Source organism: Catenulispora sp. GP43, from assembly GCF_041260665.1.
Lineage (GTDB): Bacteria > Actinomycetota > Actinomycetes > Streptomycetales > Catenulisporaceae > Catenulispora.
The window spans coordinates 248,727-275,106 of record NZ_JBGCCT010000006.1; the positions used below are offsets into that span (position 1 = coordinate 248,727).

The following is a 26,380-nucleotide window of genomic DNA, read 5'->3' on the forward strand; positions in this document are numbered from 1 at the left end:
TAGGCAGGAGCCCGGCCGGCGAATCCGCCAGACCGGGCCCCGCGTCACTCGATATTCAGATCACTGCGAGAACACCTGCAACTCCGACAGCTGTCCCGCCGGCCAGCCGGTGTTCGCCGTGAACGTCAGCTTCACGTACCGCACGTTCGCGGCCGTGAACGTCACGCTCGCGGTGTTTCCCGTGCTGGGGTTGAACGTGTACCCCTGCGACGGCTCCAGCGTCGTGTAGTTCGTGCCGTCGGTGCTGCCCTGGATCTGGATGGTCTGGGTGCGGGTGCCCCACGCCGAGGACGGCGGCAGGTCCATCACGATCCGGCCGACGCTCGCCGAGGCGCCGAGGTCCACCTGGAGCCACTGCGGGAAGGCGTTGTCGGTGCTCTCCCAGTAGCTGCTGGTGTTGCCGTCGACCGCGTTGCCCGGCACGTAGTTCTGCGTGTAGCCGCTGGTGGTCGTCGGCTTGTTCAGCGCCAGGTTGGTGCTGCCGCTTGTGGTGCCGGTGCCGGACAGCGCGACCGTCAGGGGGCTGCCGGGAGCGTTGCTGGCGACCGACAGCGTGCCGTTCGCGGCGCCGGCCGCGGTCGGGGCGAAGGTCACCTGGACCGTGCACGAGGCGCCGGCGGCCAGGGAACTGCCGCAGTTGTTGGTCTGCGCGAACGGCGCGCTCGTGCTCACCGAGGAGATCGCCGCGGCGGTGGTGCCCGGATTGGACACCGTCACGGTCTGCGCGGAGCTGGTCGAGCCGACCGTCTGATTGCCGAACGACACGCTCGCCGGGTTCGCCGTCAGCGCGCTGGGGTTGCCAGTCGACGAGCCGCCGGGGAAGATCTGGAACTCGGACAGCTGCGCCGCGCTCCATCCGGTGTTCGCGGTGAAGCTCAGCCGCACGTAGCGGGCCTTCGTCCCGGACGGCAGCGAGATCGTGACGGTGTTGCCGGTCGAGGGATCGAAGGTGTAGTCGGCCGAGCCGACGATCTGGCTGAACGTCGTCCCGTCGGTGCTGCCCAGCACGGACAGCGTCTGCGTGCGGGTGTTCCACGCCGAGGACGGCGGCAGGTTCAGCGTGGTCGAGCCGATCGGCTGCGTCGAGCCCAGGTCCACGGTGATGGTCTGCGGGTAGCCGGCGCCGTCGGAGCTCTCCCAGTAGCTGCCGGTGTTGCCGTCGGTCACGTTCGAGGCCACGAACGACGTCTGCGTGCTGCTCGCGGTGGCCGGCTGGCCCAGCGCCAGGTTCGTCGAGGACGTGATGCCGCGCCCGGACAGCGCCACGCTCAGCGGCCCGCCGGGGGCGCTGGTGGTGACCGTCAGGGTGCCGGTGGCGTTGCCGCCGGTGGTCGGCGTGAACGTGACCTGCACGGTGCAGGAGGCGCCGGCCGCCAGGGAGCTCCCGCAGTTGTCGCTCTGCGCGAACGGCCCGGTGGCGCTGATCGAGGACAGCGCCGCGGCGCTGGTGCCCGGGTTGGTGATGGTCACGGCCTGCGCCGCGCTGGTCGAGCCGGAGTTCACGTCGCCGAAGGACAGGCTGCTCGGCGTGGCGTGCAGCGCGCCGGGCTGGACCGGGTCCGGGAACGTGGTGAGTACCGGCGTGGTGCTCCAGCCGGAGTTCCCGCTGCCGAGGTTGAAGGTGTAGGCGCCCGCGACGTTGCCGGGATAGCTGTTGTTGTAGGTGCCCGAGACGCCGACGCCGCCGGCGGTCACGCCGCTCACGCTCGCCGCGCCGCCGGTCTCGGCCTGGAAGACGGTGGTGCCGGTGTTCTGGACGTTGACGTTGCTGATGTTCAGGCCGTTGACGACGTGGCCGGTGCCGCTGCCGCCGACGATCTCGAAGGCCTCATAAGGGCTGTCGAGGATCGCGCCGCCGCTGTAGTCGACGGTCACGCCGCTGAAGTCCGAGTCGTATGCGTCGAACTGGACGGCGCCCATCACGTGGCTCCAGTTCGGGTTGTAGGCGCCGGCCCGGATCAGGTAGTTGCCGGAGACCGTGATGGTCCCGGACAGCGGGGAGAAGGGCTGCAGGAACGCCTCGTTGGAGATGTCCAGGCCGCTACCGAGGGCGTTGTCGTCGGCGATCACGTTGTTGGAGATCGTGTTGTTCGAGCCGCCGTAGTCGGCGATGCCGTTGGCCAGTGTCGGCGCCACGATCGTGTTGTTGCTGAACGTGATGTTGGAGTCGGCGCTCGGGTAGGACCAGATCGCCAGACTGTCGTCGCCGGTGCCGCGCAGGAAGTTGTTCTTCACGGTGCACTGCGAGGCGTTGCCGTTGAAGTTCAGGCCGTCGGCGTCGGTGGACTCCACGACGCTGTTCTCCACGGTGCAGTTGCTGTTGCCGTACTGGAGCCAGAAGCCGACGTTCGTGTCCTGGATCCACAGGCCGTTCACGGTGAAGCCGCTGCCCAGGGAGCCGTCGATGGCGTTCGCCGAGCTGTCGTCGTGCCGTCCGACGGTGTTGCCGAGGATGGCGAAGCCGCTGAGGTTCACCGGTCCGGAGACCACGCCGGAGTTGTGGATGAACATGTTGGACTTGATCTGCGAGTACCAGCTGCCGGCGCCGACGATGGTCGCCTTCTGCGTCTGGATCGCGTTGTCGACCAGGTAGGTGCCCGGCGGGATCCAGACCGGCTGGTTCGCGGCGTTGGCGGCGTTGATGGCGCTGTTGAAGGCGTTGCTGGAGTCGGCGGCGCCGGTGGGGTCGGCGCCTTCGCTGACGACGGAGACCGAGCCGGAGGGCTGCGTGGCAGCAGCCGGGACGTTGGAGAAGTCTGCGACGTCGACGGTGTAGGGCGCCGCGGTGTCGGAGGAGTCGACCTGCACCTTCACGGTGGTCCCGGCGGCCAGGGTCTGGCCGAACATCATCCGGGCGTCGTCGAAGAACTTGTGCGTCTTGCTGCCGGTGATGCCGCCGGTGCTGATGTAGCTGTACGCGGAGGTGAGCGCGAGCTCCTGGCTCTGCTTGGTGCCGTTGACGTACACCGACAATGACCCCGAGGCGCCCTGGTTGAGGTTGTAGCGCAGGTCGAAGGCGTTGGCCGCGCTGGTCAGCGTGAACTGCGCGTACTGGCCCGCACCGAGCTGGACCGCCTCGCGGCCGGAGGCCTCGCTGGCGACGGTGCCCTGGGTGAAGTCGGGCCCGAGCCGCGTGCCGGTGGTGGTCGAGGCCTCGGCCTCGTACTCGGTGAACCCCAGACTCGCGCCGGTGCCGCCGGGCACGCTGAACGGCGACTGGGCCCAGTACGGCGGGGTGCCGGGGCCGTTCATGGCGTGCGCGGGCGAGGCGCCGACGAGCATGGTGGCGGCCGCGGCCGCGGCGGCGGTGGCCAGTGCGGTGAGCCGTCTGCGCAGGGGCGGGGTCCAGATGCGGTGTCCGATGACACTCATGCGTCCTCCTGGCGATGGATGGATGTGCCTGGCGGGTGGATCGCAGGGCACATCGTTGCGCGGGCGACAGAGGAACGCAAGACTCTGACATGTCCACGAAATATTGCGGGTGATTAAGGTAAGTCGAGGATCATCGCGTGGAATCTTGAGCTTGACCGCCGTGGCATGCGGTTCGGCGATGCCGGCCGGTGCGGCCGCCACTTGCCTAACCGGTCGCCACGAACTATTTTCGCGGCCACCGACGACCCCCTCAGCCGGCGAGGAGCCGCGCCATGTCCGTAGTCTCACCGCCGCCGGTCCGCGCCCGGCCGGACCAGCAGCGCCTGCGCGGCGGGGCGTTGGGGCTGCTGGACATCGCCGGGTCGACGATGGCCAACATCGGGCCGGCGATGAGCTTCTACTTCAGCTTCGGGTTCCTGGCCACGGCCTCCGGCCTCGCCTCGCCGCTGACGATCGTCGCCGCGGGCGTCGCCGTCGCGCTGCTGGGGAACACGCTGGCGCAGTTCTCGCGGGCGCATCCGTCCGCGGGCAGCTTCATCACGTTCGTCGGGACCACGTTCGGCGGGGCCAGTGCCGTGGCGACGGCGTTGTTGGCGGCGCTCGGTTACATCATCGGCATCTCCGCGGTGATCGCGGTGTCCGGCGGGTTCCTGGCCACCACGCTGGAGTACTACGCGGGGTGGAGTCCGCCGTGGGTGGTGTGGACGCTGGTGCTGACCGCGGCCTCGGCGGCGCTGATCGTGCGCGGGATCGTGCTGTCGACCAAGGTCGCCGGCTTCTTCTTCGCGGTGGAACTGGTCATGCTGCTGGTGGTGTCGGTCTCGGCGATCGTCAAGCACGGCGGCCACCTGTCGGCCGCGCCGTTCCTGCCGAGCCGCATCCGGGGCGGGATGAGCGGACTGGCCGAGGGCTTCCCGCTGGCGGTGTATCTGTTCATCGGGTGGGAGAACTCGGCGGCGCTGGCCGAGGAGAGCGAGAATCCGCGGCGGGACGTGGGGCGCGCGGTGTTCTCCTCGGTCGCGGTGATGTCGCTGAGCTACGTGCTGTTCGCGTATGCCACGGTCACCGGGTTCGGGTACGACGTGCACAAGGTCGGCGCGGCGGACGTGCCGTTCATGGTGGTGGCGCGCGGGACGCTGGGGGTTCTGGCGTTCCTGGCCTACATCGCCGGACTCACCTCGACGGTCGGCTCGCTCATCGCCGGCGCCAACTCGCAGACCCGGCTGCTGTTCAACGCCGGCCGCGAGCGGTTGCTGCCGGCGTTCCTGGGGTACGTGCACCCGACACGGCGCACGCCGACGAACGCGATCCTGACGTTCATCGCCGCCGCCCTGGTGATCGTCGGCGGCTGGGGGCTGGGGCACGTGCTGGGACACCACGGCGGGATGGACGCGACGGTGTTCTTCGCCGAGGCCTCGTCGATGGGCTCGATCCTGATCCTGCTGGTCTACCTGGCGGCGAACGTCGCGCTGCCGTTCTACTACCGCAGGTACCGGCCCACCGAGTTCCGGGTGGTGCGGCACGTGGTGCTGCCGGTGTCGGGGGCGCTGGCGATCGTCGTGCCGTTGTACTACTTGGTGAAACCGGGGCAGCCCGCGCCGTACAGTTGGTTCCCCTATGTCTCGCTTGCCCTGCTGGCCGCCTCTGTGGCCTACGCGTGGGTCCTGACGCGGCGCGATCCGGCGCTGGGCGAGCGGGTCGGAGCGATCGTCGCCGACGGTTATGAGGAATGAGTGAGCACTTCGACCTGCGCGGCAGCCGCGAACCGCGCGATTTAGAGTGTCTACCGTGGCGAACACTGCGGGCAAGTTCGGGCCCTACCCGGCGCCGGCGCTGACGGCGCCGCTCGGCGGCACGAACACGGCCCGGCTGCCGGTCCGCCAGCAGGCCGGCGCCGAACTGATCCGCTCGCGCATAGCCCTGCAGGTCCGCGTCGGCGTGCTGGCACCCGGCGAACGCCTCCCCGACACCGGCGTCATCGCCGAGGAACTCGGTATGAGCGAGATGACGGTGCGCCGCGCGCTGGAGACCATGTGCCAGGACGGCCTGCTGGACCGCCGCCGCGGGCGCGTCGGCGGCACGTTCGTCGCGCCGAACTGGGACGCGATCGTGGCGGCGTTCCGTGACGAGGAACAGGCGGCCGCACTGGAGGACTTCCACCTGCTGCTGGAATGCGGCCTGGTCGCCCGCTCCGCCGACGAACTCCCCGCGGCCTGGGACTCGGGCCTGCAGGCGGTGGTCGACGAGATGAACGCCACCGGCGACCACGCGGAGCTGCTGCGCCTGGAGGCGTGCTTCCACCTCGGACTGGCCGAGACGCTGGGGCAGGGGATGGCGGGGGAGGAGGTCGCGGACCTGCTGGGGCGGCTGTGCCTGCTGGCGGCGGTGCCGGACGCGGGGCGGCTGCAGGAGGCGAACAAGCACCATGCCGACTTGCTCGCGGCGTTGGAGCTCGGGCGGTTGGATGCCGCGGTCGGGGCGGTGAAGGCGCATCGGGTGGTGGGGGTGTGACGGGGATGGGGACGGAGACGGGGACGGGGCGGCGGGCGTCGGGTCCTGATGGCAATTGGGCTCGGTGCTACGACGAGATCGTGGATCGGCACGGGCCGCTGCTGGCGTCGGCGGTCGGCCGGTGCCTGACCGGGATCCGGACTCCGACGCGGGGGCTGTTGCCTCGTCGCTCTGCGCTTGCTTGGGGCAGTCGGGCGCCGGTCGTCTTCGACTTCGAGGGGCTGCTCCTCGAGTTCGAGTGGAACGGCCTGGCGCGCAGTATCACCGTCACCGAGATGGACATGGCGGTTGTAGCCGATGATCCCGAGGGCTGGTATCGGCTCGGCGAGGATCGGCAGGCCCCCGCCGGCCTGGCGGCGCTGACCGGCCAGCGGCTGTGGGCGGTGGACGTGCTCGAGGTGCGCGGCGACGAGTGCGACCTGAGCTTCGCATTCGACCGCGGCTATCTGGCCATGACCTCCAGCTGTTGCTGCACCCTGATTCTCTCCTGTGGCCCACAACAGCGGCGGCGGTTGCGCTTGGCAGCGGCGGGCCCGACCCGCGACGGGTACCCGCCTACGGCGGTTGTCGCGCCGCGGGGGCGCCCGGCTTGGCCGCCGGCGGGTACGGACCCTTCGATGGTCTGGGCCGGGAGAGGAGAGTCCGGATAACAGGCCCCATGAAGCCGAAGCCGACCAGGCATTCGGGCAAAGCCTTCCGCCCAGCCGGGTCCAGCAGAACTGGACGTGTCGGGACGCCGTGTCCGGACACGTCCTCAGACGCGGGCCAGGCTAACGGATGTCAGACCTGGTACCACGCCTCGGTCGCGCTGTTGTCGCACCCGTTCATCTCAGAGGGCTGGTTGGACTGCCCCGAGGGGATCGTGTCGACGCACAGCCCCTGGTTGACGTTGTGGAGCGTCAGCCGGCCGAGCGAGTCGGGGCCGAATGTCCACTTCTGACTCGTGCCGCCGTCGCAGTAGCCGGTTTCGACCTGCGGGCCGTTCGCCAGCAGGCAGCTCGCGACGCCCTCGCTCGCGAGCATGTACGAGCCGTTGTGATACGGCACCGGGTAGATGTCCCAGACCTGGTTGATGCCGGCGGTGCAGATCGACGCCGACGTCGATGAGCCGTTCTCCTGCAGGCAGCGCAGGTAGCCGGTGTTCCCGATCCGCTCGTCCTCGCGCAGGACGTGGCGGCTGTGCCCCGGACCGTTGGACCCGGCGCTCCACAGCGTGCCGGAGGTCTGCGGGCCGACCTGGCCGTCGACGCCGATCCCGGCCGCGGTCTGGAACGCGCGGACCGCGTTGTAGGTGTCCTGGCCGAACTGGCCGTCGATGCCGCCCGGGCCCAGGTCGTAGCCGAAGCCCCAGTCGGCCAGCATCTGCTGGATGCCCACGACGCACGAGCCGCTGTCGCCCTCGACGATGTTGCCGCCGCACGGGCTCGCGGCCGAGGCCGGCGCCACCGGTCCGAAGAATGTCACGCCCGCCACGAGTGCGGAGGTCGTGACGAGGGCCTTGAACACAGATCTCATAGTTGTGGATCCCCCTCGGATACCCCATGAGGCCGATCCGGGTGGTATCGGCCATCGAAGCTGACGCACTTTATCGCAGCGAGCTGTCAGGATCGCGTCAGATCCTGGAGGGATGAAACGCACCAAAGGGCCGCCTAAGCCGCAGCGGCAACGTCGGGCCTAAGCCCCAAGTGCTAAGCCCAAAGCCGCATACCCCCGCCAGCGACGCCGTGCGATCGTGGTGACGCGTCATCGACGATCATCGGCCGGTCGCCGGCCGGCCCTTGCCCTGGCTGAGGATTCATGAGCACTGAGGTTGCCGCTGTCGCCGCTCCGGTGGACGCCGTCGAGTCCGTACCTGCCGTCGAGTCCGCATCCGCCGGCGGGTCCTGGCGCGAGCTCTTCCGCGGCGGAACCGGATTGCTGGTGGTGGGCCTGCTGCTGCTCGAGTTCGCGACCGCCATGCAGTACTTCGCGGTGGCGGTGGTGATGCCGCTGGTGGCGCATGATCTGAACGCCGAGCGTTCCTACGGCTGGCTGCTCGGCTCCTACGGGATGGCGATGATCGCCGCCGCGCCGTTGACGCCGGGGATCACGGCGCGGCTGGGGCGGATGCGGACGGCCGGGTTGGCGTCCGTGGTGTTCGTGGTGGGCGGGGTGTTGGCCGCGGTGGCGGGGTCGGCGGTGGTGTTCGTCGCCGCACGGGTGTTCCAGGGGTTCGGGTCCGGGGTGCTGACTACGTTCGGGGTCAGCGCCGTGGCGCACTCCATTCCCGAGCGGCTGCGCAAGCGGGTCTACTCGCTGATCTCGGCGATGTGGCTGCTGCCGGCGTTCGTCGGGCCGGTGTACGCCTCGGCGGTGTCGGATCTTCTCGGGTGGCGGTGGGCGCTGACGTTGGTCCTGCCGCTGGTGGTCGTCGGCCGGGCGCTGGTCGTTCGGCGGGCCGGGGCGGTGCAGCAGACTCGATCCCGCGAGGTGCGGACGCCGCCGTTCGCCAGGGTTCTGATTCTCATCCTCGGCTGCCTGCTCCTGCTCGGCGGCACCAGCGTGAAGAGCGCCATCGGCCAGATCATCGCGGTGTGCGGCCTGCTCCTGGTCGCCGCGGCCGCGCGCAAGCTCCTGCCCGCCGGGGAGCGCGGCCCGCGGCTGGCGGTCGTGGCGATGCTGACGCTCTCGCTCGGCTACTCCGGCCTGGACGCCATGGCGACGGTCATCGCGCGCAGCGGCTTCGGCTCCTCCATCGCGGCGGCGTCGGCGGTCCTCACCTGCGATGCGGTCGCGTGGTCGACGGTGGCGTTCCTGCAGCCGAAGTTCTATGAGCGCTGGAAGCTGAGCACCGGGACGGCCGGTGTGGTCGGCGCGTTGTTGGTGGCCGTGCCGGTGGCCGGGTTGCCGGTGATGCTCGCCGCGCATCTGTCATCGGGTACTGCGATGCCGCTGATGTGGGTGGCGTTCCTGGTCTCCGGGTCGGGGATGGGCTTCATCTACACCAACCTGCCGGTGACGGCGGTCGGTGTCGCGGACAAGTCGGCCACCGATGCTTACGCTGCCGGGCTCGTGCTGGCCGAGTCCATGGGGGCGAGTCTGGGCTCGATGATCGGTGGCGGCCTGTACTCGTACGGCTTGCAGCGCGGGCTTTCGGCGTGGCACGCGCTCGCGGTGGCGGTCGGGGCGCTCAGCGTGTCGTTGATCGCGACCGTCTTCGTCGCCGTCGCGATCCGGCGCCACCTGCGGGCATAGGCCGGCCCGCGATATTTGCTCACGGCGACCCATTACCCCTTGTTTATCTGTTCCCTGTGAGCTATTTTCTCGGCAAGACCGCGGCCCCGCCCTGATCACCAGCTCTCCAGCCGTCGAGGAGCAGCCCCATGTCCACAATGGATCCCCCCTCCACCGCGCCCGCGCCGCCCGCCACCGGGCCCGAGCCGGGTGACAACCGCCTGCGCGGCGGTTCGCTAGGCCTGCTCGACATCGCCAGCTCCACCATGGCGAACATCGGGCCGGCGATGAGCTTCTACTTCGGCTTCGGGCTGCTGGCCACCACGGCCGGGGTGGCCTCGCCGCTGACCATCGTCTGCGCCGGGATCACCGTCGCGCTGCTGGGCAACACGCTGGCCCAGTTCTCGCGGGCACATCCCTCGGCCGGCGGCTTCATCACCTTCGTGGGCAAGACGTTCGGGCCGACCAGCGCCGTGACCACCGCGCTGCTGGTCACCGCCGGCTACATCATCGCCATGGCGTCGGTGATCGCGATCTCCGGCGGGTTCCTGGAGATGACGCTGAACTACTACTTCGGCTGGAACGTGCCCTGGATTCTGTTCACGCTGGTGCTCACGTGCCTGGCGGTGGTGCTCATGGTCCGCGGGGTCGGGATGTCCACGCGGATCGCCGGGTACTTCTTCGCGGTCGAGATGACCGTGCTGGTCGTGGTGTCGGTGGTGGCGATCGCCAAGCACGGCGCGCACCTGTCGCTCAAGCCGTTCATGCCCAGCCACGTCAAGGGCGGCATGTCAGGGCTCGCCGAAGGCTTCCCGCTGGCCGTCTACATGTTCATCGGCTGGGAGAACTCCGCGGCGCTGGCCGAGGAGACCGAGAACCCGCGGCGCAACGTCGGGCGCGCGGTGTTCTCCTCGATCGGGATCATGTCGGTGGGCTACCTGCTGTTCGCGTACGCCACCGTCACCGGCTTCGGCTACGACGCGGACAAGACCGGCGCCGCGGCCGTGCCGTTCATCGACGTGGCCCACGGCACCCTCGGCGTCCTGGCCTTCTTCGCCTACCTCGCCGGCCTCACCTCCACCCTCGGCGCGCTGATCTCCGGTACGAACTCCCAGACCCGCCTGCTGTTCAACGCCGGCCGCGAACGGCTGCTGCCGGGCTTCCTGGGCCGGGTGCACCCGACCTGGCGCACGCCGCTCAACGCGATCGTGGTGTTCGTCTCGGCCGGCATGCTGATCATCGGCGGCTGGGGCCTGCTGCACATCATCGGCGGCAAGGGGACGATGGACCCGGTCAACTTCTTCGCCGAGTCCTCGACCATGGGCACCATCCTGATCCTGCTGGTGTATCTGGCCTCGAACATCGCGCTGCCGTTCTACTACCGCAAGTACCAGCGTGCGGAGTTCAACGTCGTGCGGCACGCGGTGCTGCCGGTCATCGGGGCCGCCGCGATCGTCGTGCCGCTGTACTACCTGGCCAAGCCGGGGCAGGCCACGCCGTACGACTGGTTCCCGTACCTGGCGCTCGGGGTGCTCGCGGTGGCGCTGGTGTACGCGGTGGTGCTCAACCGCCGCGATCCGGGCCTGGGGGAGCGCGTCGGATCGATCGTCGCCGACGCGGAATAGCGCGGGTCACGCCGCCAGCCGCCCGAACGTGCCGCCGTGGAACACCAGCGGCGGCACCGCCGGATCGGCGTCGAGGTCGTGCACCCGGAAGACGATGATGTCATGGTCGCCGGCCGGGAGCACGGACTCGATGGAACAGTCCAGCCACGCGCTGGCTCCCTCGACGAACAACGCCCCGTCAGCGCTCGTCCGGTAGTCCAGCTCCGCGAAGCGTTCTCCGTTCTTCGAAGAGAGCCGGCGGCACGCCGCCTCCTGATGCGCTCCCAGAACACTGATACCCAGTCGTGGTAGCGTCCGCAGCACCGGCCAGGTCGTCGAGCGGTTGTCCGCGCAGACCGAGACCAGCGCCGGCGCCAGCGACACCGAGGTGAACGAGCTCGCGGCCAGGCCCACCGGGACCCCGTCCACGAGCGCGGCCACGGCGGTCACCCCCGAGGGGAAGGCGCCGTAGACGCGTCGCAGTTCCCTGGGATGGTGGGCGGCGGTGACGTCCTGAACAGTCATGGCCGTCACCGCCTGGCCCATTCCTCGGCCAGCAGCCGGTAGGAGGCGACGCGGTCGGCGTGGTCGTGGGTGATCGTGGTGACGATCAGCTCGTCCGCGCCGACCGCGTCCCGCAGCACCTCCAGCTGGTCGGCGACCTGGGCCGCGGTGCCCACGAACTGGGTCTCGACCCGGTCGGCGACCAGCGCGCGGTCGGCCTCGGACCAGGGCAGAGCCCTGGCTTCCTCCGGCGTCGGGAACTGGATCGCACCCTCGGCGGTGCGGATGCTGCGCACCCACGCGCCGTAGCCGGAGGCCAGCTCGCGGGCCCGCTCCTCGGTCTCGGCGACCACGACGTCGGCCGAGACGCCGACGTGCGGCGCGTCGAGCTCGGTCGAGGGCTTGAACGCGGCCCGGTAGCCCTCGGCCGCCTCCAGCACGGTCGCCGGGCTGACGTGGTAGTTGGTCGCGAACCGCAGCCCGTTGCCGCCGGCCGCCTCGGCACTGGCGCCGCCGCTGCTGCCCAGGATCCATACCTGCACCTCGGCGCCCTCGCCGGGCACGACGTGCGCCTCCTGGCCGTTGCCGTCGACGTAGGTGCCGGCCAGCAGCGCCAGGATGTCGGCGATCTGGTCCACGTACTCGGGGGTCTGGGCGTTCGGCTGCTGAAGCAGGGCCCTGTGAAGCGCGAAGCGCGGGGACTTCAGCAGCGGCGCGAAGTCGAAGCGCGGCGGGATGCGCAGGCCGTTGGCGGTGTAGCCGTCGACGACGGGCGGGGCTGTGCCGGCGAGTGCTGGTTGCGGCGCCGCGCTCGGCGTCCGGCTGCCGCCGGAACGGCCGAGACCGAGATCGAAGCGGCCGGGGAAAGCGGCGTCGAGCAGGCCGAATTCCTCAACGGTGCCCAGCGGTGTGCGATGGCCGAGCAGGACGGCGCCGGAACCGAGGCGGATGGTCGAGGTCGCGGCGGCGGTGAGGGCCAGGACCACAGCGGGACTGGTGCCGGCCACGCCCGGATTGAGGTGGTGCTCGGCGAACCAATAGCGCGCGTAGCCGAAGCTCTCGGTCTGCTTGGCGAGGTCGATGCTGTTGCGCAGGGCCTGCGCGGCGGTGGAGCCGGAGCTGATCGGGACCAGGTCCAGGACGCCGAGGGGAGTATTGGCCATGGGAATCAGGCTCCTTGCAAGGTGGGTATGAGGTGCGGCGGCCAACCGGAGCCCGGCTGCTCGCCGGCGGGGTCGGCGGTCGGTGCGCCGGCCGTGCCATCCGGTCGCGCATCCCAGTCCCACGGCGGATCCGGGATCTCCCGCCGCAGCACCGGCGCGATCTCCGCCTGGAACCGCTCCAACGAAGCCCGGTGCTCGGCCGGGGTCAGGCCCGAGGGCTCGGCCTGGAGGTGAAGAACCGTGTGTCCGAACTGCCCGTGGTACCGGTGGACCTTCTCAAGGATCTGCTGCGGGCTGCCGATCAGCGCCGAGCTGCGGGCCACGAAGTCCTCCAGCGTCGGGAACACCGGCTCGATGCCCAGCCGCTTGGACATCGCCAGATGGCCGGCGAACACCGGGGCGTAGCCGCGCAGCGCCTCCTGCGAGGTGGCCGCCGCGTAGAAGCCGGCGGTGCCCGCGCCGACCGCGGCCTTCGCCGGGTCGTGGCCGTGGAACGCCCAGCGTTCGCGGTAGTAGCGGATCAGCTCGGCGTAGGGCTCGATCGGGTTGGTGACGTTCGCCGAGAACAGCGGGTCGCCGTAGCGCGCGGCCAGGTCGACCGATTCCCTCGACGTCGCGCTGCCGTGCCAGACCCGGATCGGCTGCTGGAACGGACGCGGCCAGACCTCCGCGTCGGTGAGGGACGGCCGGAACTTCGCGGTGGCCGTGACCTTGTCCTCGCGCCAGATCCGGCGGAACAGTTCGTAGGACTCGGCGTTGCGGTCCCACTGGTCTTCCGGCGTCACATGGAACAGCTCGCGCTGCGCCGAGCCGTTTCCCTTGCCGATGATGAGTTCCAGGCGGCCGCCCGACAGATGGTCGAGCGTCGCATAGTCCTCATACGCGCGCACCGGGTCCAGCAGGCTCAGCGTCGTCACGGCCGTGAACAGCTTGATGCGGCTGGTCTTCGCCGCGATGTGGCTGAGCACCACGGTCGGCGAGGAGGAGATGAACGGCCGCTCGTGGCGCTCGCCGACGCCGAAGCCGTCGAAGCCCAACTCCTCGGCGAGCACCGCGGCGTCCACGACCTGCCGGAACCGCTCGTTCGTCGGGACCTGCGCGCCGGTGGTCGGATCCGGGGCGTGCACGATCAGCGATATCGTCAGGAACTTCATCGCACGGCCCCCGCCGGGACCGGCGCGGCAGTCTTACGGGCCGCGCCCAGCCCCAGATGGTCGCGCAGGGTCGTGCCCTCGTAGTCCGCGCGGAACCGGCCGCGCTCCTGAAGGATCGGCACCACGCGGTCTGCGAACGCGTCCAGGCCGCCGGGGGTGACGTGCGGCACCAGGATGTACCCGTCCGCGGCGTCGGCCTGCACCAGCTCGTCGATCTGCGTCGCGATGGTCTCGGCGGAGCCGATGAACGACTGCCGCGAGGTCCTCTCAATCATCAGTTCCCTGATGGACAGGCCCTTGGCCTCGGCCTGCTCGCGGTATTCCCGGGCCACCGCGATCCGGTCCCGGTACAGCCGGTCCGCGGCGCGGCCCTTGGATATCGAGTCGCCGGAGACGTCCGGATCGACGCGCGGCAGCGGACCGTCCGGGTCGTAGGCGCTCAGGTCCCGGTTCCACAGCTGCTCCAGGAACTTGATCGCGGTCTGCCCGCTCACCTGCGCGCGCCGCACCTCCACGGCCAGCTCCGCGGCCTCGGCGTCGGTGTCGCCGAGCACGAAGGTGGCGGCCGGCAGGATCAGCAGGTCCTCGGACGTGCGGCCGTACGCGGGCAGGCGGCGCTTGACGTCGGAGTAGAACGCCTGGCCCGGTTCCAGCTGGCTGTGCCGCCCGAAGATGGCGTCGGCGGCGGCTGCCGCGAACTCCCGGCCGGCGTCGGAGTCGCCGGCCTGGAAGATGACCGGGCGGCCCTGCGGCGAGGTCGGGACGTTGAACCGGCCGGAGATGTCGAAGTGCCGGTCGTGGTGCTCGAACGTGCCGGCCTTGGGATCGGAGAGGAAGACCCCTGATTCCTTGTCCGCCTCGATCCGGTAGCCGTCCCAGGAGTCGAACAGCTCCCACGCGGTGCGCAGGAACGTCTCGGCGCGGTCGTACCGGTCCTGCTCGGCGAGGTAGCCGCCGCGCCGGAAGTTCTCGCCGGTGAAGGCGTCCCAGGAGGTGACGACGTTCCAGGCGGCGCGCCCGGCGGACAGGTGGTCCAGCGACGCGAACTGCCGGGCCACCTCGTAGGGCTCGTTGAAGGTGGAGTTGATGGTGCCGGTCAGGCCGATGCGCTCGGTGACGGCGGCCAGCGCCGCCAGCACGGTGAAGGTGTCGGGGCGGCCGACCACGTCCAGGTCGTAGATCTGCCCGCCCTGCTCGCGCAGCCGCAGGCCCTCGGCCAGGAAGACGAAGTCGAACTTGGCGCGCTCGGCGGTCTTCGCGAAGTGCGCGAAGGAGTCGAACTGGATGTGGCTGCCGGCGGCCGGGTCGCTCCACACCGTGGTGTTGTTGACGCCGGGGAAGTGCGCGGCCAGGTGGATCTGCTTCACGGGCTTGCTCATGATGGGCTCTTCCTCTGCTTCCCTAGTGCCCGGCGCCGGCCGTCGCGGGGGCGGCTTCGGCGGCGCGATCGACGGCCGGATCGACGGCCGGATCGGCCGCGGCGTAACGGTTGGCGGGCCGCGGCAGGCCCAGGTGCCCGCGCAGGGTCGAGGCCTGATACGCGGTGCGGAACAAGCCGCGGGCCTGGAGCTCCGGCACCAGCTCGCGGGTGATGCCGAGCAGGTCGTGCGGCAGGGTCGCCGGGCGCAGCCGGTAGCCGGTCAGGCCGGCGTGCCGCCAGTCGGCCAGCAGGTCGGCCAGCTCCGAGGCGGTTCCGGCGAAGATGTGCGCGTCGCTGGTGTACGGCGTGCCCGCGGCCTCGTCCAGCCGGGCCCGGCGCTCCTCGGCGGCCGCGGCCGTGGCGTCGAGGAAGACCACGAGGTCGCCGAAGACGTGCAGGGTCTGCGAGCCCCGGCCGGCGAACTCCTGCTCGCGCCGGATCTCCGCGACGATCGCCGCCGCGCCGTCCCGGTCGTGCGGGGTGACGAAGCCGACGTCGGCGGCGCGCGCGATGAGCTGGTAGGGGATCGTCGCGTGGCCGAGCGCGGTGACCACCGGCTGGCCCTGCGGCGGGCGCGGGGTGATCGACGGGCCCCGCACGTCGAACCAGTCGCCCTCGAAGTCGATGTGGTGCAGCTTGGCCCGGTCGATGAACCGGCCGGTGGCGGCGTCGCGGATCTCGGCGTCGTCCTCCCAGCTGTCCCACAGCCGCCGCACCACCTCGACGTAGTCGGCGGCCTCGCTGAAGTGGTCGGCGATGCGGGCCTGGACCTCGGCGGTGTTGATGTCCGCCAGCGCCACCGGCTCGGTGGTGCGCCGGCCGAGCAGCGCGTACTCGTGCGGCTTGGCCGATATCTGGATCCGCAGGCCGGCCCGGCCGCGCGCCGCGTAGTCCAGCGTGGCGACGGCCTTGGACAGGTGGAAGGGCTCGGTGTGGGTGGACACCACGGTCGGCACGATCCCGACGCGCGAGGTGGCCGGCGCGGTCCGGGCCGCGGTCAGCACCGCGTCCAGCCGGCCCCGGACCTGGTCCACCCGGTCGTCGACGTCGTTGAAGTCAGTGCTCTGGATCCCGAAGGAGTCCTCGATGGTGACGAAGTCGAGCAGGCCTTCCTCGGCCTCGGCGACCAGGTCGGTCCAGTAGGCGCCGCTGAACAGCTCGGCGGGGCGGGCGTCCGGTTCGCGCCAGGCGGCCGGGTGCCAGCCCGCGCCGTCGAGGGCGACGGCCAGGTGCAGCAAGGGATCGGGGGACATGCTGGATCGCTTTCTGTGCGGGGGGTGCGCGAACTGCGAACTGCCCGGTGCGCGGCGGGCGCGGTCGGCAGAGGAGAGAAGCGCGGGTAGCGAGGAGGAGAGGCAGAACTCAGAGGCGCGGCAGCGCGGGACACAGGGCGCTGGCGATGCGCTGCAGGTCGATGTGGCGCCGCGAGTAATAGCCGGTGGCCGTGGGCAACGCCTTCACCTCCCTCGCTGTCAGGACCTAATCCCTATTGAGATACTGGGGATAGTAGAGCACGTTCGGAGTTCGTCAAGAAGATCGCGGGCATCAGTCCGCATCGCGGACGGGAACGAGGTACGCGGCGAACAGGAGCTCGCGCCGCAGCCGGAAACCGAGCGCCTCGTAGAGCCGGATCGCGGTGACGTTCGCGGCGGAGGCGTGCAGGAACGGCGTCTCGCCGCGCTCGACGATGCCGTGCGCGACGGCGTGCACCAGGCGGGTGGCCAGCCCCTGGCCGCGGGCGTCGGCATCGGTGCACACCGCGCTGATCTCGGTGAAGCCCGGCGGGTGCAGGCGCTCGCCGGCCATCGCGATCAGCCGGCCCTCGCGGCGGATGCCCAGGTAGGTGCCCATCTCGACGGTCCGGGGCAGGAACGGCCCGGGATTGGTGCGCTCGATGAGCGCGAGCATCTCCGGCACGTCCGCGGCGCCGAGCCGGACGGCCTCGGGATCCGGCGCGGCGGCCACGTCCTCGGCGATCATCTGCACCCCGGGCACGTTCATGATCTGCTCCCAGTCCGGCGGCGGCGTCGCCGTGAGCCCGCCGACGGCCAGCCGGCCGCCGGGGCCGAGCAGTTTGGCGGCGTCGCGCCAGTCGTGCTCGCCGGGGTTCGGCGGCACGGAGACGAAGACGGAGACCTCGGGGTCGTAGCGCAGCACCGCGCCGACCGATTCGGCGAACCGGGCATGGGCTCCGAGCAGCGAGGCGCGGGCCGGATCGTCCAAGACGTGAGACGGGACTGACGGATCAGCGGACTTTGTTGGCATGCTGATGACCGTACCGAATCTCCAGTAGTTCGATAGGCATGGTCTCGACTGGGAAGATTTTCACACCAGTGCCGGCCGTGCCACGGGTCTGAGCGAAGGCGAGGTGACCCGCGTGCAGTCCCCGTACTCCCAACTCCGGGTCGTCCGTCGCCATGTCGACCTGCTTCGAGTCAACAGTGCGCTGTGTCCGGGTGACGCCCCGGTCTGCTGACCGGTTGTTGTTCTTTTGTCCCGACCCGCCCCTCGAAGGCACACATCATGGCTTCTGACGAACAACTGCTCGCTGCCCGCCTGGTGGCCCCGCGCCGCCCCGGACTGTGGATATCCGCCGCGTTCCTGGCGCTGCTGGCCGCGATGCTGGTCCACACACTGATCACCAACAAACGCTTCCAATGGCCGGTGGTGCGCGGCTACTTCTTCGAGCGCTCGGTCGTGCACGGCCTTGAGCTCACGATCTGGCTGACCGGCGCGGTGCTGGTCACCGGCTACCTCCTCGGCACTGCGGTGGCCGCCGCGCGGCTGTCGAGGAACCCGATCCTGAAGTCCCTGGGCTTCGGTTTCGTCTGGCTCATCCGCTCGGTGCCGATGCTGGTCCAGCTGCTGTTCTGGTACGAGCTCGCCTCGCTGTACCCCAGGCTGTCGCTCGGGATCCCGTTCGGTCCGGAGTTCGCCACGTTCAAGACCGCGCACCTGTTCGGCGGGATCCTCGCCGCCTACGTCGCGCTGAGCCTGGACGTCGCGGCGTTCTCCGCCGAGATCATCCGCGGCGGCATCCTGGCGGTGCCGGCCGGCCAGGTCGAGGCGGCGCAGGCGCTGGGGCTGGGGCGCGGCCGGATCTTCCGGCGGATCGTGCTGCCGCAGGCGATGCCGGCGATCGTGCCGGCCTCGGGCAACCTGCTGATCGGGATGCTCAAGGCGACCTCGATCGTCAGCGTCATCGCGGTGCAGGACCTGCTGTACTCCGCGCAGCTCATCTACAACGAGAACTTCCAGATCATCCCGCTGCTGCTGGTGGCGACGCTGTGGTACATCGTCCTGACCACCGTGCTGTCGATCGGGCAGTACTTCGTCGAACGGCGCTACGCCCGCGGGACCAGCCGGCGCGGCGAGGGCTTCGGCACGCTGTTCCGGCGCAACCTGCCGCTGTTCGGCGGGGCCGGCCTGGCCACGGGGAGCGGATCGTGAGCGGGGACGCGGCGCGGCCGCTGGTGCGGGTCAGGGGCCTGAAGAAGAGCTTCGGCGCGCACCGCGTGCTCGACGGCGTCGACCTGGACGTCGCCGAGGGCTCGGTGACGGTGCTGCTCGGGCCGTCCGGTTCGGGCAAGTCCACGCTGCTGCGCTGCGTGAACCACCTGGAGCGGCCGGACGCCGGCTTCGTCGAGGTGGCCGGGGCCGTGGTCGGTTACCGGTACCGCGACGGCCGGCTGCACGAACTGCCGGCGCGCGAGATCACCAGGCAGCGCACGCAGGTCGGCATGGTCTTCCAGCAGTTCAACCTGTTCCCGCATCTCACAGTGCTGGAAAACCTCGTCGAGGCGCCGGTTTCGGTGCGCGGCGCCGCGAAGGCGCAGGCGGCCGCCAAGGCCGGCGAGCTGCTGGCCCGGGTCGGCCTGGCCGGCCGGGAGAGCGCCTATCCCCGCGAGCTGTCCGGCGGCCAGCAGCAGCGCGTGGCCATCGCCCGGGCACTGGCCATGGAGCCGCGGCTGCTGCTGTTCGACGAGCCGACCTCGGCGCTGGACCCCGAGCTGGTCGGCGAGGTGCTCGGGGTGATCCGGGACCTCGCGGTCGGCGGGATGACGATGATCATCGTCACCCACGAGATCGGGTTCGCGCGGGAGGTCGCCGACCAGGCGGTGTTCCTGGACGGCGGCCGGATCGTCGAGGTCGGCGCGCCCGCCGACGTCCTGGACCGGCCGGGCAACGACCGTGCGCGGGCGTTCCTGTCCGCCGTGCTTTAGCAAACCTCTGATACATGACCCTCTGAAGGGACCACTTCCGTGACGACCCCCGGCCGGCTGGGCCTTTTCCTAAAACCAGGCCGTCGATCGCCCCTTGCCGCTTTCGGGGCGGCCGCCATTCTCGCGCTGACCGCGGCCTGCGGTTCGGCCTCGTCCCCGGCCTCGGCCTCGAAGGCCGCCGCCGGTGCGCCGGTGGCCGCCGAAGGCAGTACGTCGGCCTCGCTGCCGACGCAGGACGTCGTGTCCGGCGTCCAGACCGACCCCGCGCTGAAGGCCGAACTGCCCGCCGCCATCGCCGCGCGCGGCACCCTGCTGCTGGGCACCACACAGCCCACCGGCCTGGCCGGCCTTCCCCACGACGGCGTGTCCGCCGGCAAGGAAGTGGGCCTGGACGTCGATTTGCGCAACGCGATAGCCAAGAAGCTCGGCGTCACCTGGGACACCCAGTACGGCACGTTCCAGACCATCATCCCGGGCACCCAGAACGGCAAGTTCGACGTGGGCTGGGGCAACTTCGGGGTGACCAAGGCGCGCGAGCAGATCGTCGACTTCGCCACGTACCTCACCGACGGCCAGTCGTTCCTCGGCGCGTCGAGTGTTTCCGCCGACAAGATCAGTACCCTGACGGACCTGTGCGGCTACACCGTCGCGACCAGTCCCGGCTCGACGTTCCAGCAGATCCTCACCGACGGCGCGGCCAAGTGCGCGGCCGCCGGCAGGAAGCCGTACCAGGTCCAGTACTTCTCCGACAGCGCCCCGATCTTCCTGGGCCTGGCCAACGGGAAGATCGACGTGATGTTCGGCCCCACGCTGAGCGTGAAGTACGACGCCGGGCACGTGCCGGGCACCAAGTTCCTCGGTCAGATCAGCTCCACGCCGGTCGGCCTGGTCACGGCCAAGGGCTCGCCGCTGGCCAAGCCGCTGTCCGACGCGGTGAACGCGCTGATCGCCGACGGCAGCTACGCGAAGATCTTCGCCAAGTGGGGGGTCGTCGACACCGAGGTGAAGGCCTCGCAGGTGAACCCGGATCCGAGCCTGTGATGGGGCTCTCCGCCGAATCCGTCGAATCCGTCGGGGGTGTCGCCGCCGCCGGGGCCGGGGCCGGGGCCGTCACGGTCACCGGGAGCCCGGACCCGGAGCTGAGCACGCAGCGGGTCATCCCGCTTCGCCATCCGGGCCGCTGGATCGCGACCATCGCAGTGCTCGTAGTGGCCGCGCAGTTCGTGCACGGCCTGGCGACCAACCCGTTCTACCAGTGGGGCCGCTTCGGGTACTGGTTCGCGCGTCCGGTCATCCTGCGCGGTCTGTGGGTCACGCTGGAGGTCACCGCGCTGTCGGCGGTGCTGGGCCTGCTCGGCGGCGTCGTGCTGGCGCTGGCCCGGCTGTCGCACAATCCGGTGCTGCGTACGATCAGCTGGGTCTACATCTGGCTGTTCCGCTCGATCCCGCTGATCGTGGTGCTGCTGATCCTGTTCAACTTCAGCGCGCTTTACCGGACCCTGAGTCTGGGGGTGCCGTTCGGGCCGAGCTTCTTCCGCTTCGACGAGAACAAGCTGGCCACCGAACTGGTCGTGGCCACGATCGGGCTGAGCCTGAACGAGGCCGCCTATGCCGCCGAGGTGGTGCGCGGGGGGATCCTGTCGGTGGGGCGCGGGCAGCGGGAGGCGGCCGCCGCGCTGGGGTTGCCGAAGTGGTACCAGTTCCGGCGGATCGTGCTGCCGCAGGCGCTGCGCGCGATCGTGCCCGCCTATGTCAATCAGCTGATCGGGCTGATCAAGGGCACCTCGCTGGTGTTCTACGTCTCGCTGCTGGACCTGTTCGGCCAGGTGCAGACGATGAGCAGCACCTATCCCGGGGACGTGGTGCCGCTGCTGCTGGTGGCCACGGCCTGGTACGTGATCCTGACCAGCCTGGTGTCGGTGGCGCAGTACTGGATCGAGCGCCGGCTGCGGGCGGGGGAGCGCCGATGAGCGCGCTCGCCGCCGCGGTCGAGGTCCGCAAGGCCAGCAAGTGGTTCGGCGTGCACAAGGTGCTCGACGACGTCGACCTGACGGTGTGCCCGGGCCACGTCACCGTCATCATCGGCCCCTCGGGCGCGGGGAAGTCCACGCTGCTGCGCGCGATCAACCATCTGGAGAAGCTGGACGCCGGCCACGTGTCGGTGAACGGCGTCCTGATCGGCGTCCGGCAGCACGGGACGCGGCTGAAGGAGCTGAGCGAGCGCGCGATCCTGGCTCAGAGAGCTGATATCGGCTTCGTGTTCCAGAGCTTCAATCTGTTCCCGCATCTGACGGCGCTGGAGAACGTCGCCGCGGCGCCGGTGGCCACCGGCCGGGCGACCAGGGCTGAAGCGCGAGAGCGGGCATTGGAGCTGCTGGCCTCGGTCGGGCTGGCCGAGAAGGCCGACGCCTATCCGGGGCAGCTGTCCGGCGGGCAGCAGCAACGGGTCGCCATCGCGCGGGCGCTCGCGCTGCGGCCCGGCGTGGTGTTGTTCGACGAGCCGACGTCCGCGCTGGATCCGGAGCTGGTCGGCGAGGTGCTGGCGGCCATGAAGGACCTGGCCGGGACGGGGACCACGCTGGTCGTCGTCACGCACGAGATCGGGTTCGCGCGCGAGGCCGCCGACCAGGTGGTGTTCATGGACGGCGGCCGGATCGTCGAGCAGGGCACGCCCGAAGAAGTCCTCGACCGGCCGCGGCATCCGCGTACCCGCGAGTTCCTCAGCAAGGTTCTTTAACAGCTTTCTGTATCGGAGATAGACATGACTACTAAGCTGCTCAGATTCGCCGTACCCGCATTCGCCGTGGCCCTGCTGGCCGCGGCGTGCTCCAGCGGCGCCTCGGGTGCATCGGGCGCCAAGACCGACAGCGCGCCGGCCGCCGCCGGCTCGACGGTCGTGCGGGTCGGGTCCCTGTCGAACGGCGCCGCGACCGAGACCGACCTGACGGTCGCCCAGCAGGACGCGATCCGCGCCGAACTCCCAGCCGCGATCCGCGACGGCGGCACGCTCAAGATCGCTGTCGGCGCGCTGCCGGCCGGGTTCGCGCCGCTGGCCTACGTCGGCAGCGACCAGAAGACCCTGACCGGCTCCGAGCCGGACCTGGCCCGCCTGGTCGCCGCGGTGCTCGGGCTCAAGCCCACTTTCGACAACGCCACGTGGGACAACATGTTCGTGGGCATCGACAGCGGCAAGGACGCGGTCGGGTTCGCGAACATCACCGACACCGAGCAGCGCAAGCAGAAGTACGACTTCGCCACCTACCGCGAGGACAACCTCGGGTTCGAGACGCTGAAGTCGAGCACGTGGTCCTTCACCGGGGACTACCACGCGCTGGCCGGCAAGACCGTTGCCGTCGGGTCCGGGACCAACCAGGAGAAGATCCTGCTGGAGTGGCAGACCAAGCTGCGCGCCGAGGGCAAGGACCTGAGCGTCAAGTACTACCCGGACAGCAACTCGACCCTGCTCGCGCTGACCTCGGGCAAGATCGACGTCTACCTCGGGCCCAACCCCGGCGTGGCCTACCAGGTGACGCAGACCTCGAAGTCGCCGAACCCGACCCGGATCGCCGGGGAGTACTCCGGCGCGGGGGCGACGTTGCAGGGCCTGATCGGGGCCACCGCGAAGAAGGACAGCGGACTGGCCAAGCCGATCGCCGATGCCATCAACTACCTGATTCAGAACGGCGACTACGGCAAGTGGCTGGCGGCCTGGAACCTGAGCACCGAGGCGGTGCAGACCGCCCAGCTCAACCCGCCCGGGCTGCCGGCGAGCAACTCCTGAGCGGCGGGTCGCGGCGATGAGGTTCCACTGGTTCCTGCCCACGGGCGGGGACGCGCGACGGCTGAGCCCGGCGGTCCACGGCGCGGGGATCGGGGCGACCCCCGGCGCGTCGACGGATCCGGCCGGCACGCGTCCGGCGAGTCTGGAGTACTTGACGCAGCTGGCGCAGGCTGCTGATTCTCTCGGCTACGAAGGCGTCCTCACCCCGACCGGGGCGCACTGCGAGGACGCCTGGATCGTGACCGCCGCGCTGATCGCCGCGACCCGGCGCCTGCGCTTCCTGGTCGCCTTCCGGCCCGGGCTGGTCAGCCCGGTGCTGGCGGCGCAGATGGCGGCCACCTTCCAGCGGCTTTCGGGCGGCCGGCTGCTGCTGAACGTGGTGACCGGCGGCAGCGACGCGGAGCAGCGCGGCTACGGCGACGTCCTGGACCACGACCAGCGCTACGAGCGGGCCGAGGAGTTCCTGGACGTGGTCCGGGAGGCATGGTCCGGCCGGCCCTTCGACTACCTCGGCGGCTACCACGAGATCCGCGGCGGCCACCTGCGCCAACCCCCGGACCCGATCCCGCGCGTCTACTTCGGCGGCTCCTCGGACCCGGCCCTGAACGTCGCGGCCAAGCACGCGGACACGTATCTGACGTGGGGCGAACCGGTCGCGCAGGTGGCCGAGAAGGTGGAGCGGGTGCGCGAACGCGCGGCCAAGCTCGGCCGCGAACTCCGCTTCGGACTGCGCATCCACGTGCTGAGCCGCGACACGTCGGAGCAGGCGTGGCGCGCGGCGGACGCACTGATCGCAGGACTCGACGACGCGACGATCGCCGCCGGGCAGCAGCGCCTGCGGACGCTGGAGTCCGAGGGCCAACGGCGGATGCTGGCGCTGCACGGCGGGGATCGCTCGCGGCTGCTGGTGGCGCCGAACCTGTGGGCCGGCGTCGGCCTGGTGCGCGGCGGCGCCGGAACCGCGCTGGTCGGCAGCCATGAGGAGGTGGCCGAGCGGATCGCGGAGTACCGAGACGTCGGGATCGAGGAGTTTGTGCTGTCCGGGTATCCGCATTTGGAGGAGGCTTATACGTTCGCGGAGTGTGTGCGGCCGCTTTTGTGAGGCGGCGGCCCGCCTGTCGCCATCAGATCCATGGCCGGTCCGGTCGCACGAGTCCCGTAGCGCGGTCCTCGGCTCGCCGTCGCAGCCACTCGACGGTGATCAGTACGACGCCGGCCGGTGGAGCGGCGAGGGACCCGATCATCGTCCCCAACGCCCCTGACAACACAAGCCCTTCACGCGCGGCCCGGCCCCGACCGCGTCCGGTGAAGCCGCCGACTAACGCGTTTCACCGATGTTCGACCGGCCTTGGCTGAAGTGATCCTCGCCGGTCGCGCGGCGCCGCATACGGTACCGGCGGAATCCTCACCTCCCCGGAGCCGCTATGAACCACGAGCACGAAGAAGACGCTCACTGCCAGTGCCCCCGCACCGCCGAATTCGACTCCGCCGGGCCCGCCGCCACCGGACGCCGGGCCTTCCTGCGCAACGCCGGGCTGCTGGGTGCCGGCGCGACCGCGCTGGCGTCCGGTGCCACGGTGTTCGGGCCGGCCGCCACCGCCGCGGCCGCCTCGGCCGGTGCCACCACTGATGCCGCGCATGGCGGGGCCGGTGTCTACGACATCACCGCCATCGATACCTCCGACCCGGGTGCCTGCTGGGACCCGGATCCGGACAACCCGGTGTTCACGCTCGTCGTGATGCCGGACACGCAGTACATGTTCGACCAGGACCGCATCCACCCGGCGCCGATGGAGGCCTCGTTCCGCTACATCCTCAGCGGGGATGAGGACGCGAACATCGTTTTCATGGCGCACCTCGGCGACATCACGCAGAACGGGCAGGCGGGGGAGTTCGCCGCGGCCGGTTCGGTGTTCGAGATGCTGGACCGCAAGAAGGTCGCCTACAGCGTCGTCGCCGGCAACCACGACGTCTCCGGCACCGACCAGCGCGGGGCCACGCCGTATTCGGGCACGTTCACCAAGGCCCGGGCGGCGAAGTCCGCGACCTTCGGCGGCGCGAGCCCCGACGGCTACAACACCTTCCACGTCTTCCGCGGCGGCGGTCGCGACTGGCTGCTGCTCGGCCTGGACTGGCGGCTGTCGCCGGCCGGGTTCGCCTGGGCCAACAAGGTGATCGCCGACCACCCGACGCTGCCGGTCATCGTCACCACGCACGAGATCGCCTACGCCGACGACTCAGGCACCGCCTACCTGTCCGACTACGGCCAGCAGCTGTGGGACGGCCTGATCAAGAACCACGACCAGGTGTTCCTGACCCTGAACGGCCACTACTGGCCGCCCGGGTCCACCACGCTGAGCAACACCGCGGGCCACGATGTGCACGTCCACATCACCAACTACCAGGACCGCTACTACGGCGGCGCGGCGATGATCCGCACGTACCGCTTCGACATGCGGCGCAACACGATCGACGTCTCGACGTTCTCGCCGTTCTTCGGCGGCCTGCCCACCAACGAGGTGAACGAGCAGGCCGGGCAGGAGATCGAGCTGACCTCCTCGGTCGACCGGTTCTCCATGTCGGTCGACTTCGACCAGCGGTTCAACGGTTTCGCGCCGGTCCCGGCACGTCCTGCGCGCCCGGCGAACAAGATGCTGGTCCGCGGCACGCTGGCCTACTGGCGCTTCGACGGCGGCGGCGCGGACGGCTCCGCGGTCGGCGACAAGCAGGTCATCCGCGACCTGTCCGGCAAGGGCAACGACCTGGTGAAGGAGAACGTCCCCGGCACCCCGGGCGCGCCGCTGACCTGGTCCACCGCCGAGTTCCACCCCGACCAGCCCGGCCACGGCTCGCTGCGCTTCACCGGCCAGGGCCACCCGGTCCAGGGCGCGTGGCTGCAGACCGTCCCGAACGCGCCGCTGAACAACGAGACGTTCCAGCACGGATACACCTTCGAGGCGTTCTTCAAGCTGCCCGCGGACTGGGACTCCTCGCAGAGCGCGTGGAGCGGCCTGCTCAGCCGCTGGGGCATGGCCTCCGAGGCCGGCAAGTCCGGCGGCAACACGGACCCGCAGGAGCCGATCGCCACCCTGAGCCTGTCCGGCGGCTCCGAACTCCAGTGGAACGTCTACCCGCTGAACCAGCCCGGCGCGTCCACCGCCTGGAGCCACCTGCTGCCGCTGGGCCAGTGGTGGCACGTCGCGGTCGTCAACGACGGCAAGGTAAACCGGATGTACGTGAACGGCTGCGAGGAGGGCCGCAACCCCTCGACGCCGGCGATCGGCATCACGGCGCTGAACCTCTCCTGGCTGCTCGGCGGCTACGAGTACGGCGGCGCCATCAACCAGATCCACAACGGCTGGCTCGGCGATGTCCGCATCACCGGCCGGCCGCTCCGCATCGACGAGTTCATGAACGCCTGACCTCGGAGGCGTT

22 protein-coding genes are annotated in these 26,380 nt (G+C 70.4%); 13 read left to right on the top strand and 9 right to left on the bottom strand.

Annotated elements, in window-relative coordinates; genetic code table 11:
• Positions 1-60: 60 nt before the first annotated feature.
• Positions 61-3,372 (bottom strand): discoidin domain-containing protein, encoded by a 3,312-nt coding sequence (locus ABH926_RS15250; protein ID WP_370366194.1) that lies wholly within the window; start codon positions 3,370-3,372, stop codon positions 61-63.
• Positions 3,373-3,644: 272 nt separating this feature from the next.
• On the opposite strand from ABH926_RS15250, the gene ABH926_RS15255 reads away from it, so the two are divergent.
• The 3 genes from ABH926_RS15255 (at position 3,645) to ABH926_RS15265 (ending at position 6,533) form a co-directional block, all read left to right on the top strand.
• The gene (locus tag ABH926_RS15255) at positions 3,645-5,105 is read left to right on the top strand and encodes an APC family permease (RefSeq protein WP_370366195.1); all 1,461 of its coding nucleotides are present in this window, start codon (positions 3,645-3,647) and stop codon (positions 5,103-5,105) included.
• Positions 5,106-5,160: 55 nt separating this feature from the next.
• A complete protein-coding gene (locus ABH926_RS15260) occupies positions 5,161-5,883 on the top strand; it encodes a GntR family transcriptional regulator (protein WP_370366196.1) in 723 nt (240 codons plus the stop codon).
• 80 nt (positions 5,884-5,963) lie between these two features.
• Complete coding sequence (locus tag ABH926_RS15265) at positions 5,964-6,533, top strand: hypothetical protein (protein WP_370366197.1); 570 nt, start codon at positions 5,964-5,966, stop codon at positions 6,531-6,533.
• 130 nt (positions 6,534-6,663) lie between these two features.
• Here ABH926_RS15265 and ABH926_RS15270 read toward each other — a convergent pair whose 3' ends face one another.
• On the bottom strand, positions 6,664-7,398 hold the full coding sequence (locus ABH926_RS15270) for a peptidoglycan-binding protein (RefSeq protein WP_370366198.1): 735 nt from the start codon (positions 7,396-7,398) through the stop codon (positions 6,664-6,666).
• 282 nt (positions 7,399-7,680) lie between these two features.
• On the opposite strand from ABH926_RS15270, the gene ABH926_RS15275 reads away from it, so the two are divergent.
• Positions 7,681-9,117, top strand: a complete 1,437-nt coding sequence (locus ABH926_RS15275) for an MFS transporter (protein WP_370366199.1) — start codon at positions 7,681-7,683, stop codon at positions 9,115-9,117.
• Positions 9,118-9,254: 137 nt separating this feature from the next.
• Positions 9,255-10,721 carry an APC family permease gene (locus ABH926_RS15280; protein WP_370366335.1) on the top strand — a complete coding sequence of 489 codons (1,467 nt, stop codon included), beginning with the start codon at positions 9,255-9,257 and terminating at the stop codon, positions 10,719-10,721.
• A gap of 6 nt (positions 10,722-10,727) precedes the next feature.
• Here ABH926_RS15280 and ABH926_RS15285 read toward each other — a convergent pair whose 3' ends face one another.
• The 7 genes from ABH926_RS15285 to ABH926_RS15315 form a co-directional block, all read right to left on the bottom strand.
• The gene (locus ABH926_RS15285) at positions 10,728-11,225 is read right to left on the bottom strand and encodes a flavin reductase family protein (protein ID WP_370366200.1); all 498 of its coding nucleotides are present in this window, start codon (positions 11,223-11,225) and stop codon (positions 10,728-10,730) included.
• A 5-nt stretch (positions 11,226-11,230) separates the two neighbouring features.
• Positions 11,231-12,367 carry an LLM class flavin-dependent oxidoreductase gene (locus tag ABH926_RS15290; RefSeq protein WP_370366201.1) on the bottom strand — a complete coding sequence of 379 codons (1,137 nt, stop codon included), beginning with the start codon at positions 12,365-12,367 and terminating at the stop codon, positions 11,231-11,233.
• Positions 12,368-12,372: 5 nt separating this feature from the next.
• On the bottom strand, positions 12,373-13,521 hold the full coding sequence (locus tag ABH926_RS15295) for an LLM class flavin-dependent oxidoreductase (protein WP_370366202.1): 1,149 nt from the start codon (positions 13,519-13,521) through the stop codon (positions 12,373-12,375).
• On the bottom strand, positions 13,518-14,900 hold the full coding sequence (locus tag ABH926_RS15300) for an NtaA/DmoA family FMN-dependent monooxygenase (protein ID WP_370366203.1): 1,383 nt from the start codon (positions 14,898-14,900) through the stop codon (positions 13,518-13,520). Before ABH926_RS15300 ends, ABH926_RS15295 begins: the two co-directional genes overlap by 4 nt.
• Before the next feature lie 22 nt (positions 14,901-14,922).
• Positions 14,923-16,194 carry an LLM class flavin-dependent oxidoreductase gene (locus tag ABH926_RS15305; protein ID WP_370366204.1) on the bottom strand — a complete coding sequence of 424 codons (1,272 nt, stop codon included), beginning with the start codon at positions 16,192-16,194 and terminating at the stop codon, positions 14,923-14,925.
• 109 nt (positions 16,195-16,303) lie between these two features.
• Entirely contained in the window at positions 16,304-16,402 is a 99-nt protein-coding gene (locus ABH926_RS15310) for a putative leader peptide (RefSeq protein WP_370366205.1), read from the bottom strand.
• An 84-nt stretch (positions 16,403-16,486) separates the two neighbouring features.
• Positions 16,487-17,206, bottom strand: coding sequence for a GNAT family N-acetyltransferase (locus ABH926_RS15315; RefSeq protein ID WP_370366206.1), 720 nt, complete (start codon positions 17,204-17,206; stop codon positions 16,487-16,489).
• A 258-nt stretch (positions 17,207-17,464) separates the two neighbouring features.
• Here ABH926_RS15315 and ABH926_RS15320 point away from each other — a divergent pair, with 258 nt between their 5' ends.
• The 8 genes from ABH926_RS15320 to ABH926_RS15355 all read left to right on the top strand — a co-directional run bounded on the left by ABH926_RS15320 (position 17,465) and on the right by ABH926_RS15355 (position 26,367).
• Positions 17,465-18,391, top strand: coding sequence for an amino acid ABC transporter permease (locus ABH926_RS15320; protein ID WP_370366207.1), 927 nt, complete (start codon positions 17,465-17,467; stop codon positions 18,389-18,391).
• On the top strand, positions 18,388-19,164 hold the full coding sequence (locus tag ABH926_RS15325) for an amino acid ABC transporter ATP-binding protein (protein WP_370366208.1): 777 nt from the start codon (positions 18,388-18,390) through the stop codon (positions 19,162-19,164). The genes ABH926_RS15320 and ABH926_RS15325 overlap by 4 nt, the downstream gene beginning before the upstream one ends.
• Positions 19,165-19,203: 39 nt before the next feature.
• The gene (locus tag ABH926_RS15330; protein WP_370366209.1) at positions 19,204-20,205 is read left to right on the top strand and encodes a transporter substrate-binding domain-containing protein; all 1,002 of its coding nucleotides are present in this window, start codon (positions 19,204-19,206) and stop codon (positions 20,203-20,205) included.
• Entirely contained in the window at positions 20,205-21,134 is a 930-nt protein-coding gene (locus tag ABH926_RS15335; RefSeq protein ID WP_370366336.1) for an amino acid ABC transporter permease, read from the top strand. The genes ABH926_RS15330 and ABH926_RS15335 overlap by 1 nt, the downstream gene beginning before the upstream one ends.
• Entirely contained in the window at positions 21,131-21,901 is a 771-nt protein-coding gene (locus ABH926_RS15340) for an amino acid ABC transporter ATP-binding protein (RefSeq protein WP_370366210.1), read from the top strand. The genes ABH926_RS15335 and ABH926_RS15340 overlap by 4 nt, the downstream gene beginning before the upstream one ends.
• 24 nt (positions 21,902-21,925) lie before the next feature.
• Positions 21,926-22,945, top strand: a complete 1,020-nt coding sequence (locus tag ABH926_RS15345) for a transporter substrate-binding domain-containing protein (RefSeq protein WP_370366211.1) — start codon at positions 21,926-21,928, stop codon at positions 22,943-22,945.
• 16 nt (positions 22,946-22,961) lie between these two features.
• Complete coding sequence (locus ABH926_RS15350) at positions 22,962-24,047, top strand: LLM class flavin-dependent oxidoreductase (protein ID WP_370366212.1); 1,086 nt, start codon at positions 22,962-22,964, stop codon at positions 24,045-24,047.
• A gap of 322 nt (positions 24,048-24,369) precedes the next feature.
• Positions 24,370-26,367, top strand: coding sequence for a LamG-like jellyroll fold domain-containing protein (locus ABH926_RS15355; protein WP_370366213.1), 1,998 nt, complete (start codon positions 24,370-24,372; stop codon positions 26,365-26,367).
• Positions 26,368-26,380: the final 13 nt, after the last annotated feature.